This window comes from Rhizobium sp. Root1220, assembly GCF_001426265.1.
GTDB lineage: Bacteria > Pseudomonadota > Alphaproteobacteria > Rhizobiales > Rhizobiaceae > Rhizobium.
On sequence record NZ_LMDG01000035.1, the window covers coordinates 135,862 to 149,616 of the forward strand.

General features: G+C 57.7%; 14 protein-coding genes. 3 read left to right on the forward strand and 11 right to left on the reverse strand.

Going from position 1 to position 13,755, the window contains the following annotated elements; all coding sequences use genetic code 11:
• Window positions 1-312: 312 nt before the first annotated feature.
• From ASC90_RS23980 to ASC90_RS24005, 6 genes are all read right to left on the reverse strand, one after another.
• Window positions 313-1,143, reverse strand: coding sequence for a ThiF family adenylyltransferase (locus ASC90_RS23980; RefSeq protein ID WP_056546401.1), 831 nt, complete (start codon window positions 1,141-1,143; stop codon window positions 313-315).
• 92 nt (window positions 1,144-1,235) lie between these two features.
• A complete protein-coding gene (locus ASC90_RS23985; protein WP_056546042.1) occupies window positions 1,236-2,000 on the reverse strand; it encodes an amino acid ABC transporter ATP-binding protein in 765 nt (254 codons plus the stop codon).
• Between the two features lie 51 nt (window positions 2,001-2,051).
• Entirely contained in the window at window positions 2,052-2,693 is a 642-nt protein-coding gene (locus ASC90_RS23990; protein ID WP_056546043.1) for an amino acid ABC transporter permease, read from the reverse strand.
• Between the two features lie 10 nt (window positions 2,694-2,703).
• Window positions 2,704-3,372: an amino acid ABC transporter permease gene (locus tag ASC90_RS23995; RefSeq protein ID WP_056546046.1), complete on the reverse strand. Its 669-nt coding sequence runs from the start codon at window positions 3,370-3,372 to the stop codon at window positions 2,704-2,706.
• A gap of 30 nt (window positions 3,373-3,402) precedes the next feature.
• Complete coding sequence (aroQ, locus tag ASC90_RS24000; protein ID WP_056546048.1) at window positions 3,403-3,846, reverse strand: type II 3-dehydroquinate dehydratase; 444 nt, start codon at window positions 3,844-3,846, stop codon at window positions 3,403-3,405.
• A gap of 108 nt (window positions 3,847-3,954) precedes the next feature.
• Entirely contained in the window at window positions 3,955-4,785 is an 831-nt protein-coding gene (locus ASC90_RS24005; RefSeq protein WP_056546051.1) for a transporter substrate-binding domain-containing protein, read from the reverse strand.
• Between the two features lie 243 nt (window positions 4,786-5,028).
• On the opposite strand from ASC90_RS24005, the gene ASC90_RS24010 reads away from it, so the two are divergent.
• Window positions 5,029-6,924, forward strand: coding sequence for a sugar phosphate isomerase/epimerase and 4-hydroxyphenylpyruvate domain-containing protein (locus ASC90_RS24010; protein ID WP_056546052.1), 1,896 nt, complete (start codon window positions 5,029-5,031; stop codon window positions 6,922-6,924).
• Between the two features lie 6 nt (window positions 6,925-6,930).
• On the opposite strand, the gene ASC90_RS24015 is transcribed toward ASC90_RS24010, so the two are convergent.
• The 3 genes from ASC90_RS24015 to ASC90_RS24025 all read right to left on the reverse strand — a co-directional run bounded on the left by ASC90_RS24015 (window position 6,931) and on the right by ASC90_RS24025 (window position 8,790).
• On the reverse strand, window positions 6,931-7,605 hold the full coding sequence (locus tag ASC90_RS24015) for a GntR family transcriptional regulator (protein ID WP_056546054.1): 675 nt from the start codon (window positions 7,603-7,605) through the stop codon (window positions 6,931-6,933).
• 2 nt (window positions 7,606-7,607) lie between these two features.
• A complete protein-coding gene (locus tag ASC90_RS24020) occupies window positions 7,608-8,276 on the reverse strand; it encodes a GntR family transcriptional regulator (RefSeq protein ID WP_056546404.1) in 669 nt (222 codons plus the stop codon).
• 124 nt (window positions 8,277-8,400) lie between these two features.
• On the reverse strand, window positions 8,401-8,790 hold the full coding sequence (locus ASC90_RS24025) for a helix-turn-helix domain-containing protein (protein WP_056546056.1): 390 nt from the start codon (window positions 8,788-8,790) through the stop codon (window positions 8,401-8,403).
• 59 nt (window positions 8,791-8,849) lie between these two features.
• Here ASC90_RS24025 and ASC90_RS24030 point away from each other — a divergent pair, with 59 nt between their 5' ends.
• Window positions 8,850-9,944, forward strand: a complete 1,095-nt coding sequence (locus ASC90_RS24030) for an SDR family oxidoreductase (RefSeq protein WP_056546058.1) — start codon at window positions 8,850-8,852, stop codon at window positions 9,942-9,944.
• 389 nt (window positions 9,945-10,333) lie between these two features.
• The gene (locus tag ASC90_RS24035) at window positions 10,334-10,966 is read left to right on the forward strand and encodes a hypothetical protein (RefSeq protein WP_056546060.1); all 633 of its coding nucleotides are present in this window, start codon (window positions 10,334-10,336) and stop codon (window positions 10,964-10,966) included.
• Window positions 10,967-11,163: 197 nt separating this feature from the next.
• Here the strand turns inward: ASC90_RS24035 and ASC90_RS24040 are convergent, their stop codons facing one another.
• Window positions 11,164-12,900, reverse strand: a complete 1,737-nt coding sequence (locus ASC90_RS24040) for a M14 family metallopeptidase (RefSeq protein WP_056546061.1) — start codon at window positions 12,898-12,900, stop codon at window positions 11,164-11,166.
• Window positions 12,901-12,904: 4 nt separating this feature from the next.
• Window positions 12,905-13,753 (reverse strand): ABC transporter permease, encoded by an 849-nt coding sequence (locus ASC90_RS24045; RefSeq protein WP_056546064.1) that lies wholly within the window; start codon window positions 13,751-13,753, stop codon window positions 12,905-12,907.
• Window positions 13,754-13,755: the final 2 nt, after the last annotated feature.

Sequence of the window (13,755 nt, forward strand, 5' to 3'; positions counted from 1 at the left end):
TCAATTGGGAGAGGGAGCAAGTTGCCGCTCGTTTGATGTCGCTGGCGGCGTGGCGACACGACCATCTGGGCCAGCCGTTGCGGGTCCCGATGTCAACAGGGCAATACGTACCACCGTTGACGAGCGCAAACTCGCTGTCGAGGAGTCGCGATGAAATCGTCGCTTCGCCCTTTGTCTAACTGCGCTTGAGATTAGGCAAGACAGCATTGCTGAACATCTAGACGAAGATATAGGAGTGCGAACTCTTGAATGTTCTCAAGGAACTCCCACGCCAAGAAATGACCTCGGATAGGAACCGAGGCGATCGCGCCTTCAAACGAGCTTGGCGATTGTGCGCAACCGATCAGCGGTTGTCGCCGGGAAATCGAAGAACTCCAGGTAAGCCGGAATCTGTTCAAACAACATGTCCGTCCCCACTTGAAACGTGCAGCCACGCGCTTTTGCAGCCTCGAGAAGAGGTGTCATTTGGGCGGACATCACGACTTCGCCTACAAAGGTTGACGGGGAAATATGGTTGACATCGATGGGGAGCGGGTCGTCGCGCCTCATTCCAAGCGGCGTCGCGTTGACCACAATATCAAAGCCAGCCGGATCGGCGGAGCCGGTTGAAACCTGAAGGCCTGGATGGTGCTTCTTAAGTCTGTCGAGCAGCGCACTGGCGGTCCCTTGATTTGCATCGAAAATTGCGAGACGGCCCACGCCGCCATTCGCCAATGATGCTGCTATCGCCGATCCGACACCGCCAGCGCCGACTACCAGGACACTCGTTCCGGCAATCGGCCTTCCCTTTCGCATCACGCCGCGCACAAAACCCTCGCCGTCAAACATGTCTCCGATGAGCCTGCCATCCGGGTCGAGCCGTACGGCATTGCATGAGCCCGCGATTTTTGCGGCTGTCGACGCTTCGTCGATAAGGTCCATCGTCGAAACCTTGTGAGGCATCGTTATCAGTGCGCCATGGATATTTGACAGCCGAAAGAGCAGCTTCAGGAATGCCGGATAGTCTTCCGGTCTACAGCCCATGGGCATCACCACGGCATCGATGTCGCTTGCCTCGAAATACGGATTGTAGATCAACGGAGCCTTGAATGAATCGGTGGGGTAGCCAAGGTGAGCAATGAGCTTGGTCTTGCCGGTGATCATGACACTCGTCTTTCTTCGGATCGAATTGAGTAACGTCGCATATCCGGATCTCGCTCCAAGGCTGGCCGAGTTCGTGGCCGCCGTTGCGAAGCTCACTTCCGGAGGATCTCCCCGAGAAACTTCCTGGTCCGCGCATGCCTCGGATCGGTGAAGAATTCGGCAGGAGGCGCCTCCTCGACGATCGCTCCGCTGGCCATGAAGATGACCCTGTCTGCCACTTGCCGGGCAAAACCCATCTCGTGGGTGACACAGATCATCGTCATGCCGTCGTCTGCCAGCGAAATCATGGTGTCCAGGACTTCCTTGACCATCTCAGGATCAAGCGCCGAGGTAGGCTCATCGAACAGCATGACTTTCGGCTGCATGCAAAGCGCACGCGCGATGGCAACGCGCTGCTGCTGACCGCCAGATAACTGTGCCGGATACTTGCTGGCCTGCTCGGAAATCTTGACCCGTTCGAGAAGCCCGCGAGCCCGATCTTCTGCCTCGGACTTGCTGATGCCAGTGGCTCTGACAGGAGCAAGCATGCAGTTCTGCAGCACTGTCAGGTGCGGAAAGAGGTTGAACTGCTGGAACACCATTCCGACCTCGCGTCGGATCGCATCGATAGCTTTCGGCCGATCTCCAAGGACGATGCCGCCGACACGAATCTCGCCCTTCTGGTAGGTTTCGAGATGATTGATGCATCGGATGAGTGTCGATTTTCCGCTGCCGGAGGGACCGCACAAGACAATCCGCTCGCCACTGCGCACCGTCATGTTGATGTCATGCAACGCTTGAAAAGCGCCGTACCACTTCTCCACCCGTTCCATGACAATCATCGGTGCGGCGACTTCGGCAGGCTTTGAATTTGGCATCGATGGAACTCCGGTGGGCTTGGTAGGTAGCTTCGAAGCAGGAGAGGGAGGCTAGCGTGCCGATGCGGCGAACCGTCGTTCCAATCGCGCTCCAAAAATCGTCAGAGGCAGGCACATGAGGAAGTACAGCACCCCAACAATCCCAAAGACCGTCAGCGGCTGGAATATCTGATTGGAGATGATGTTGCCGGCGCGCGTCAGCTCGGTGAACCCCACGATCGAAGCAAGCGAAGTTCCCTTGATCAGTTGGACAAGAAAGCCGACCGTTGCCGGCAGCGAGATACGCAATGCCTGGGGAAGGATAACGTCTCGCATGCGCGACATGTATTTGAGGCTCAAAGCCTTTGCTGCCTCGGTCTGGCCGCGGGGCACGGCTTCTATGGCGCCGCGCCAGATTTCGCCAAGGTAGGCACTGGCGTGAAGCGTCAGGCCTATGGAGACTGCAACCCATGCGTCCAGGCGCAAGCCAACAAGCGCCAGTCCATAGTAGACGACGAAAAGCTGCATCAGCAGTGGCGTCCCCTGAAATATCGCGATGTAACCAGCCGTTAACCGCTCGAGCAGAGGAAGGCTGGAAGTCCGCGCAAGCGCCACGCCGAGCCCGGCCACGCAGCCACAGGCAAAGCCGACCGCCGAAAGTACAACGGTCCACTTCAAGCCAATCAGGAGAAACACGAATTCTTCGGGGCCCATCACACCGCTCCTACCTAACCGGATATTTGAAGTAGCGCGCCGAAAACAGCGCAAACAGGCGCATCATCAGCCAGGAGATCACGAGATAGAAAACCGTAACCGTGAAATAGACTTCGAAGCTGCGGAAGCTCTCGGACTCAATGCGCTGGGAGACCGAGGTCAGCTCGTAAGCCGAGATAGCCGAAGCAATGCTTGTCGATAGCGTCAACAAGACAAACTGGCTGGTCAGCGACGGATAGATCGCCCTCAATGCGGGCTTGAGGATGATCAACCGGAAGACCTGAGCCTTGTGGAGGCCTAGCGCCAAGCCTGCTTCCATTTGTCCCTTGGGGATCGACTGCACCCCGCCGCGGATGATCTCGATAGCGTATGCGCCACCGTTTATACCGAGTGCGATGATCGCTGTTGGCGTCGGATCGAGTCTCACGCCAATGAGGGGAAGCGCGAAATAGATGAAGAAGATCTGGACCAGAAATGGGGTGTTGCGGATCACTTCAACGAACCCGATGATCAACCAGCGCACTGGCTTGAAACCGGAATCGCGCAAAGCCACGCCGCCGATTCCGATGACGATTGCCAGCGCCATTCCGCAGATTGCGAGCAAAAGCGTACCGAGGCAACCGAGCAACAGGCTCGGCAGGGCATCAATCACCGGCGTGAAATCCAACTGGTAGTTCATTGCGACCTTTCTCGTCCGTGATCCTGAAACTCAATCGCGCGTGACCATTCCAGCCATCGCCTGGATGGCCAGCTCGTAGCCATCCGCTCCGAAGCCGATCATGATCGCCGTTGCGACGCGGGAGATCAAAGAGTTGTGATAGATGCTCTCCCGCGCATGCACATTCGAGATATGCAGCTCGATCTTGGGTGGATCGAAGGTTTTCAAGGCATCGAGAATCGCGATCGACGTAAAGGTGTAGGCTGCTGGATTGATAATGATGCCGCAAGCGTCGGTGCGTGCCTGATGCACGCTTTCGACAAGCTCACCCTCGAAATTGCTCTGCCTGAAATCAACTGCAAACCCCAAAGCCTTTGCCTTGTTCAAGCATCGCTCACGAATATCGGCGAGCGTGGTTGTGCCGTAGATGTGCGGCTCGCGTTGGCCGAGAAGGTTCAGGTTCGGCCCATTAAGGATAAAGATCGGCTTGTTCATGAACATGGTTCCACGCACGGATCATATCCGGCTTCTCGACATCAAGGCGACGGTGACGGGCATCGTTCACGATGCCCGTCATCTATCTAAATGGTAGCTGGTTCCGGTTTACTTGGCGGCGAAGGGGATGCCTTCGAGGCTTTGCGGGAATTCCGGGACGGGAACCTTCATCCACTTGTCGTAGACTTTCTTGAGTTCGCCGTTTGCCTTTATTTTATCGATAAAGGTATTGATTGACGCGTTTATCTCGGTTTCACCGAGACGCGTGCAAGCACCGTTGTAGAGCTTCTGGAATTCGAGTTTGTTTTCGAACTCGCCCGGACGGGCCTTCTCGACGCGGTCCATGTAGAAGATGTTTCCACCCAGCGTATTGACCTGTCCGGATACCAGGGCCTGAACGCTTGCGGCGTCGCCGTCGTAGCGGCGGATCGTCGTGCCTTCCGGCGCGTTCTTGGTAACCTGCGTGTCTTGGGCGGCGCCCTTTGCCACGCCTACGGTGAACTTCGCCATGTCGACATTGGTTTTGATTTCAGCGGATTTGGGTCCGATCAGGACGATCGCATTGGCAACATAAGGCTTGCTGAACTGAACTGCCTTTGCTCTGTCCGGCAACATGGCCATCGTCGCGAACAGAACGTCCACTCTTCCCGCCGTGAGCGCGGGAATGCGGTTGTTCACTTCAAGCGGCACGAATTCCACCGGAACGCCGAGTTCGTTTCCGAACAAAGTGGCGATGTCGGCGTCAAGACCGTCTTGCTTGCCGCCACTGGTAACGAAACCCCATGGTGGGTTATCGCCTTGAATTCCGACGATCAGCTTACCACGAGCCTTGATCTCGTCTGGCGAAATCGCCGAGGCCGGCTGTGACATTGCAACGGATGCAAGCGCGGCAGCAACTGAAAGCATGGCGTTGCGGCGCGATAGAGTAGATTTAAACATGCTAATCCTCCTCCTTTTTTGGTCTTTTGACCGAACAGCCACCCTCATCCTTGGCTGCGGGCCTATCGTTGCCTGAGAGCGGCATCGAAATCAACAGAGTTTTTTCAAAACCTATGATAATTTATCATATGACAAGCTAATTGAAATTAAATCTACATTTGCGATAATAGTGGCGAGATATCTGCTGACCCGAACCGACGACCCGGAACTCATATTTTCTCGCGCTAATTGGAAGAGCTTAGAATGAAGACCTCAATCGCGACCGTTACGATCAGCGGCGAACTCCCGGAAAAGCTGGAGGCAATCGCCACGGCTGGTTTCGATGGTGTCGAAATCTTCGAGAACGACTTCCTCGCGTTCGATGGCAGTCCCGCCGACGTCGGGCGGCTGGTGCGTGACCACGGCCTCGAGATCACGCTCTTCCAGCCTTTCCGTGACTTCGAAGGAATGCCGGAACCTCTTCGAAGCCGTACCTTCGATCGTGCAGAGCGCAAGTTCGACCTGATGCAAGAACTTGGCACCGATCTTGTGCTGGTCTGTTCAAACGTATCTCTGGCGTCACAGGGTGGCATCGATCGTGCGGCCGCCGATTTCCACGAACTTGGAGAACGGGCCGCCAAACGCGGGCTGAGGGTAGGCTACGAGGCACTGGCTTGGGGGCGCCACATCAATGACCACCGCGACGCCTGGGAAATCGTCAGGCGTGCCGACCACCAGAACGTAGGTCTTATTCTCGATAGCTTCCACAGTCTGGCGCGTAAGATCGATGTCAAGTCGATCCGTTCGATTCCAAAGGAGAAGATATTTATCGTTCAGCTTGCCGATGCTCCTTTGATCGACATGGACCTTCTGTACTGGAGCCGACACTTCCGCAGCATGCCGGGAGAGGGTGATCTCCCGGTCACCGCCTTTACCGAGGCAGTGGCGGCAACAGGTTATGATGGATATCTTTCGCTCGAAATATTCAATGACCAGTTCCGCGGTGGATCGTCACGTGCCATCGCCGCCGATGGCCATCGATCGCTTGTCTACCTTGGAGATCAGGTTCGTCGCAGCCTGGGAGATAGAAATCTGACGGGTCCCGCAATGCCGAACAGGGCGCCAGTCAAAGGCGTCGGCTTTGTGGAGTTTGCTACCGATGCGGAGGAGGCGGTTGAGCTGATCGAGCTGCTACGCACGCTGGGATTTCGACAAACGGCTGTCCACCGGACAAAGGATGTCCTTCTTTTCGAGCAGGGACAAATCCGGATATTGGTCAATATCGACCAGCTGGGCTTCGCGAGCGCAGCCTACGCGGTCCATGGCACCTTTGCATATGCCGTTGCGCTCATCGTCGATGACGCCGCCGAGGCATATGAACGGGCTGTTGCGCTGGATGCCGAAGCGTTCGTGCAGGCTGTTCAGGAAGGCGAACTGGAGTTGCCTGCCATACGTGGCGTCGGAGGCGGCGTCATCTATCTTATTGATGAAAAGACAACGCTGGGTCGGTTCTCAGAGATTGATTTTCGCCCGGTTTGCGACGATAGCGGTGTAGCCTCGGCGGGCCTTTTGCGCATCGACCACGTCGCGCAGACAGTTGCCTATGACGAGATGCTGACGTGGTTGCTCTTCTACACCTCGATCTTCGAGACGCACAAAACGCCCATGGTCGACATCATCGATCCGGCTGGCGTGGTGCGCAGCCAGGTCATAGAGAACGAACCTGGTACAATCAGGATCACCATGAATGGGGCGGAAAATCGCCGCACCCTGGCGGGGCATTTTATCGCCGAGAAGTTCGGGTCGGGAATACAGCACATCGCGTTTGAGACGCACGATATCTTTGCGACTGCCGAATGCCTTCAGGTGTGCGGTTTCAAATCTCTGCACATTTCTCCGAATTATTATGACGACGTCGAGGCTCGTTTTGGTCTGGATCCTGAATTGACGGAGCGGCTGAAGGCAAGGAACATTCTTTACGACCGCGACGAAAACGGCGAGTATTTCCAGCTCTACAGCGGGACTTATGGCGAGGGTTTCTTTTTTGAAATCGTCGAGCGTCGCGGTTATCGCGGTTACGGCGCCTCGAATGCGATTTTTCGGATCGCTGCCTTAAAAAAGCAGATGCGGCCTGAGGGCATCCCGAAAGATGCTGGCTGAGCCACTTTAGGGGATCCGGCCGCTTTTGAGCACATGCTCGACGCCGCTCTGGACATGCCGCCTCACGACAGCAGTAGCCCCCGCGACATCGCGTTGAATCGAGAGGTCAAACAGACGCTTGTGGTCATCGACCACTGGCTTTCCACGAAAACTCTCGGCCAGCATGTGATATCGCAGAAAGCGGTCAAACACAGACGATAAGGTCGCCAGCAACGTGGACGAATTGCAGGCCGAGACAATCGCCTGGTGGAATTCCCAATCATAGCGCACCCAGTCAATGGTGCGTGACATGTCGCCGGCAAGAAGCTTTTTCTCAGCCGCCGCAAGACGGTGATGCGCTGCCACGATGCGGCCTTCCCATTCCAGGTTTCCCTCGGCAAAGGACAAAGCGATTGCGTGCGTTTCCAGAACAATCCTGAGATCTGCAAGTTCGAAAAGCTCCTGCCGCGAGGCTGGACTGACTTCGAAGCCACGCTGCCCTTCCGCGACAACCAGGTTTTCGGTGGTCAACCGGCTCAGAATTTCACGCAGCGATGAGATTCCGATGGAGTAGCGCTCCTTGGCCTGCTCCAGCTTGATCTTTGCCCCCGGCGGTAGCTTGCCGGAAATTATATCCTGCCTGATCTGCCGGAACACGACGTCGCTCACGGTCTCGCTTACGTCCCTTATTTTTCCCAGCATCTCTATGTCAACTTTCCTCTCGCCAGAGCGTGCTCGACGCCTCCCTGGATATGTATCTCGAGAACGCTGATTGCAGTCTTGGCATCCCGCATCAAAGCCGCATCAAGAAGCTGTCGATGTTCCTTCGCAGCCACATCCCCGCGGTAGGAGAGCGCAACCATTTGGTATCTGAGGTATCGGTCGAAGATTACCGAGTGGGTCTCCATGAGCAGTTTCGAGCCGCAGGCGGCTATCAAAGCCTGATGAAATTCCCAGTCATAGCGTTTCCAATCTTCCGTTTTGCTTGTCTCGCCGGATGCCATCACCTGTTCCATTCGCGCCAGCTTGTAATGCGCCGATGCGAGGGAGGCCTCCCACTCCACGTCACCATGAAGGAACGACTGTTCGAGCGCATGCGTCTCCAACAGAAGCCTGAGCCCGGCTGTCTCCCGGAGATCCGCCACGGAAACGGGCGACACTTGGAACCCTTTTTGCCCTTCCGCCACCACCAGACCTTCGGCAGAGAGACGGTTCAACACCTCACGCAATGTGCTGATACTGGTATCGTAAGCGCTTTTGAGTTTGTCCAGTTTCAGCCTTTGCCCGGGTGGCAGGCGACCAAAAATGATGTCCGCACGAATCTTCCTATAGCTGTTTTCTGCGATGGTTTCGTCGGCACTGACCTGCGGCATCACGATCTCTGACGTTTTCAATTTCATCAGATATATCGCGGAATATGGACATGGATCAAGGTGGCAACTTCAGCCTTTGGGTTTGCTTTTCAAGCGGCTTTCCGAAGCCGAGTGCACCGTCCGATCACATGGCGATGGTATCCCCGGTTTTCCGTTTGGCCGCCAGTTCATCGAGCGCATCGGCATTTGCCCGCCCCCAGCCATAGAGTAGCTCGATTGGCTCGACGAAACGCCGGCCGAGCGGTGTCAGCGTATAATCGACGGCAGGCGGCACGGTTCCGTAGACCCGCCGCGTCACCAGCCCGTCGGACTCCATGTCGCGTAGCGTCTGCGTCAGCATCTTCTTGGAAATGCCGGGCAGGCTTCGCTGCAGCACGCCGGTGCGGGCGCATCCGTCCAGCCGCGTGTCCAGCACGTGCAGGATCATGCTCGTCCACTTGCTGGAAAAGATCTCCAGCACGCGGCGAGGCGCACAATCTTCGCGCCATTCGTGATCGGGAGAACCTATGCGCATGTGGTTACCTCAGGGTGTCTATGTCTCGAATGGGTGCCTTCTAGCCGCAAACGATCGAAATGACTACATCCACCGAAACAACAGGAGACAGTTATTTGAACAAGGCATTGATCGCAGGCGCAAGCGGCATCGTCGGTACCGCCACGGCAGAACTGTTGAGCGGTAACGGCTGGCAGGTCTTCGGCCTGGCGCGCAGGCCGCCGCATATCGCGGGCGTACAGCCTGTTGCCGCCGACCTGATGGACCCGGCCGCGCTGGCCTCAGCGCTAAAAGCCGTCGATCCGACACACATCGTCATTTCCAGCTGGCTGCGACAGCCGACGGAAGCCGAAAACATCCGCGTCAATTCCGCCATGGTGCGACACCTGCTTGATGCCGCCAGGCCGTCGGGCTCGGTGCGTCATGTCGCACTCGTTACCGGCCTCAAGCACTATCTCGGTCCTTTCGAGGCCTACGGCAAGGGCAGCCTTCCGCAGACGCCGTTCCGTGAAGAGCAGGAACGGCTGGATATCGACAATTTCTACTATGCGCAGGAAGACGAAGTCTTTGCCGCCGCCGCAAAAGACGGATTCACCTGGAGCATCCATCGTCCGCACACCATCGTGGGGAAGGCTGTCGGCAATGCCATGAACATGGGCACGACGCTGGCGGCCTACGCCACCATCTGCAAGGATACCGGCCGCCCCTTCCGCTTTCCCGGCGTCGCGGCGCAATGGGAAAGCCTCACCGATATGACCGACGCAAGGCTGCTCGCGCGGCATATCGAATGGGCATCGACAACGCCTGCTGCCGCCTGCCAGGCCTTCAATGTCGTCAACGGTGATGTCTTTCGCTGGAGCTGGATGTGGGGCCGGATCGCCGACTGGTTCGGCATCGAACCCGTCGCCTTCGACGGCGTGGTCCGGCCGCTCGAACGGCAGATGGCCGACGATGCCAGTCTCTGGCGCGACATCGCCGGTCGCCACGGGCTCGTCGAACCCGACATCCACCGTCTGGCCTCGCCATGGCACACCGACGCCGATCTCGGTCGCCCGATCGAAGTCGTCACTGACATGTCGAAAAGCCGCCAATTGGGTTTTCTGGATTATCAGTCCACCGCCGATGCCTTCTTCGCCCTGTTCGAGCAACTGCGCGCTGACCGGCTCATCCCGTAACACGGTCGGTGGCAGCGTCCCGCATGTGGTGCCAGAAGTACTCGGAGAGATCATTCGCTGTTATCGCACGCGATCGAGATGGCAGGTCGATGGGTCCGCAACAGCGGGCAAACCGCTCAGATGTTCCATAATATTTGTTATGCTTCTTAATTTGTGTAGCTGGTGGGTTCAAAGTTGAAGTGTCGTGCTTCTGCAAAGTTGGAATGTCACACTCCCCGCCTTTGGACGGCTCGGAAAAGACCTGCTTCGCGACACCTGGTGGTGGCGCGAGCAGAAAGGAATACCCATCTCAGGACTGATACAAGCTGAGAAGACTGTGGACACAAGCAGAGCGGGCCTTCGCAAAGGGTCTGGTCGTGTTATGGCGGGTTCTCATCCAGGGAGCTTCGATGGTGATCGTTGACATTTTGATGTCTGCCGCAGTTGCTGCGACCTTGAATGCATCCGTTGCGCCGGCCGATATGGCAGCGCTGTCCTTCCGCCCTTTCGGCGTCTCTCAGGATGCTCGCCCGTCGGCGCTCGGCTGCACGCCTATGGACAGCGACAAGCCGGACAGCACCGGACAATATTCCTGCAGCAGCCTGCCGGACGCCAACGGCCTGTTTGATCAGTACATTCTCGCCTACGTCAGGGATGTCGGAATATGCAACGTCGTTGCGGTGTCTCGCTATCTCAACGACGATCAGCGAGGGACAACGACACGCGAGATCTACAAGGAAGTTGCCTCCTTATTGACGGAAGAATTCGGCCCGGCCGACGAGAAAGTTGATCACACCGCGTCGCCGCGCTTCGCCAAGGATAGCATGTTCCGCCAGGCAATCATTTCCCAGGATCGGCAGATCTTCCAGCAATGGGCGAACCTGAATTCAAAGTTCCCCGACGCTCAATCAGCGAGTGTCACAGTATCGGGAAGCGCGGAATTGGGATTGGCCGTCTACAGTATTTTCCGCTTTGCCGATAACGACTCCTGCCTCACGGAACTCGAACGCCAGACAGGTGCGAGGGGTGATGATAGCCAGTGACGTGCGGCAAGCTTGTTCAGGCACCGCTCAGCGAAATTTCGCGACGAGCGGGTGTCTTCCTTCGTCTGTGTCGACGTTAGGTAAGCAACCGCCCGGCTCCACACGCTGCCTTAAACGGCCGCCGTTTCATCGCGTCTTTGACCCGATAGCCTCACCCGAGCGGAGGTTCGCCTCGTACCTCGTCGTTGACCTTTCGGTCAGGCAGTCTTGGCCGCGCCGATCTCCTGCCATGCCTCGTAGGCAGAAAGAACCGTTTCCATCTGGGCTTCATGGCCCGCGACAAAGGCATCGCCATAGATGGTTTCATCGGGATATTCGGTAATCAGCGTCATCGGCACCGTGTGGCGGTCATCCACCGAGGATAGGCACGGAAAGCCATTGATAACGCGGAAACCGGTCTCTCCCGCATGAATCTCGTAGAGCGCAACCTGTCGGTCGTTGAAGGCGAGCAACCCGGGGATTTTTCCGAGATGGCGCGTCACGCGATCGAGCAAGATTTCGGCGTGCTCTTCAAAGTTCGGGTGGTGGCGCATGATAAGGAAAAAGCCCTTTGGCAGCGTCCACATGCCAAAGCCTCGAGGCACATAGCCAGACAGCGGTCGCGTCCATTCATGGCTCGGATAACCGTGCAGGTTGACATGCAGCTGCGCGCCGCTCAGAACCTGCGCCTCCAGCCGAATCTGTTTTTCGTTGAGATGCTCGCCCGAATTTTCCACTGTGCGATATTCCAGATCGTCGCCAAGGGCTGTGTAGCGGGCGGCGTGGTGCATGTGGCGCGGGTTGTCGAGGCGAAGGCGCTGGTGGACCGCGTAACCATCCGGGTTTTCCAGCGGCGAAATGGTGAAATGCGCGCTTCTTCGCGCCTCTTTCAGTCGCGCGGCGGCGCGAAGCGCGCCGACAATGCCGGTCGTCTCGTTAGGGTGCTGGCCAGCACTGATCATTACCGGCAGATCGGAGCCCCTGACATAACGCGCGGACACTGTGCGACCGGAGCGGGCGCTCGCGATGAAGGTTTCGCCGCCGATTTCCGCCAGCCTGCCAGCGATCTGGCGCGCAGCAAGTGGCTCTTGCGCTGTGTCGACCTCCTGGTCCGCGCCATCGAGAAACGCCGTTGAAAAGGCGCGCGTCGAGATGCTGACCGCAACCTGCGTGTCGCTCTTGACGACTTCCGGGACGATCTGGCCGGGCTTCAGGCTTCGGTCGCCGAGCGCCCGCCCGGATTTCCGCTGGAATAATTCGAGCAGGGAAAAATAGAAATCCTCGTGCAGCGCCTCGCGCAGGCTTATAACCTCGTCGCCAAAAGACAGCGGCTCGTCTTCGGCCGGATAGCTCACCTTTATGTTCAGCTCTTCGAAATAGGGCTCCTCGCTACTCCAGGAATGCGCGGCAACTGCGCTGATGGCAGCCTTGAACAGCGCTTCGTAGTCGGTCTCAAGCCGTCTCCCCTCGTTTTCGCCGGCCCATTCGAGCCAGCCGGTCGGCGACAGGTTTGTTTCACCGACGGCATCGATATGAACCCAGTTGGGCACCAGCACCCGATGGTTTTCTGCCTTGCCGGCGCGCACCAGTGTCACGTCATAAACCATGTTTTCATCGGCACGCGACAGAAACGCGATGCTTGCAGGTTTCACCAACCCGGCCAATGGATAGGCCTCCAGCCGGAAGCGGTTTTCAGGCGCTGCCGGATGTACCGGATAGCGGATTTCGATCGCATCGACGCCGGCAAGATCCACTTCTTCGAGGAAGAAGCAAAGCAGGGGCTTGTAGGCGCTGCGAATACGAGCGGTGATGCCCTTGTCCGCCAGTGCCTGTTCGGCGGCCCGCCGGCTCTTGCGGTCATCGAAGGTCCAGGCCTGAAAATCCCGTCCGGCCGCGGACTGCGCCACAAGGCGATCCAGAGTGCGCTCGAAGGATTTGACGAAAATCTCGGTCATGAATTTACCTCGAGGTTCTGCCGGTCGGGTCGAGGCTGTCGCGCAGCCAGTCGCCGAGAAGGTTGAGACCAAGCACGGTCAAGAGGATAGCAAGGCCCGGAAAAACGCTGACCCACCAGGCGATCTGCAGATAGGTGCGTCCATCGGCCAGCATGCCGCCCCAGCTTGGAATGGTCGGATCAACGCCGAGGCCGAGAAAGGTGAGACTGCTCTCCAGAAGAATGTTGTTGGCGACATTCAGCGTCATCAGCACGATCACCGGGCCGATCAGATTCGGCAAAAGGTGCTGGAAGATGATGCGCCAGTCGGCAACGCCAATCGCGCGTGCAGACAGAATGAATTCGCGCTCGCGCAGAGTCAGCACCGAGCCGCGCACAAGGCGCGCATACTGCACCCATTGCGAGACGATGAGCAGGATGATGGTGTTGGTCAGGCTGCCGCCGACGATGGCGATGAAGGTGATGGCCAACAAAATGAAGGGCATGGCGAGCTGGATATCGGCAAAGCGCATGACAAGCATGTCCCAGAAGCCGCGATAGTAGCCGGCGACCAGCCCCATCAGCACGCCGAAGAGGACGGCGCCGATCACCGAGGTAAAGCCGACCAGCAGCGAGATCTTACCGCCCGCCACCACGCGCGCCAGCACGTCGCGCCCCAGGGGATCGGTGCCGAAGGGGTGGGCAGCAGTGGCGAACGGTTTTGCCAACCGCGCCATCAGGTCGATCTTTTCCGCGCCGCCGGGAAACAGAATGTCGGAGAAAAGGACGGCAAGGCAGATGACCGTGGTGAGCGTCGCGCCAAGCACGAATTCGAGGCTTGCGAAGCGAAAGTGGCGGGCGGGTGTGGTGGCCATCT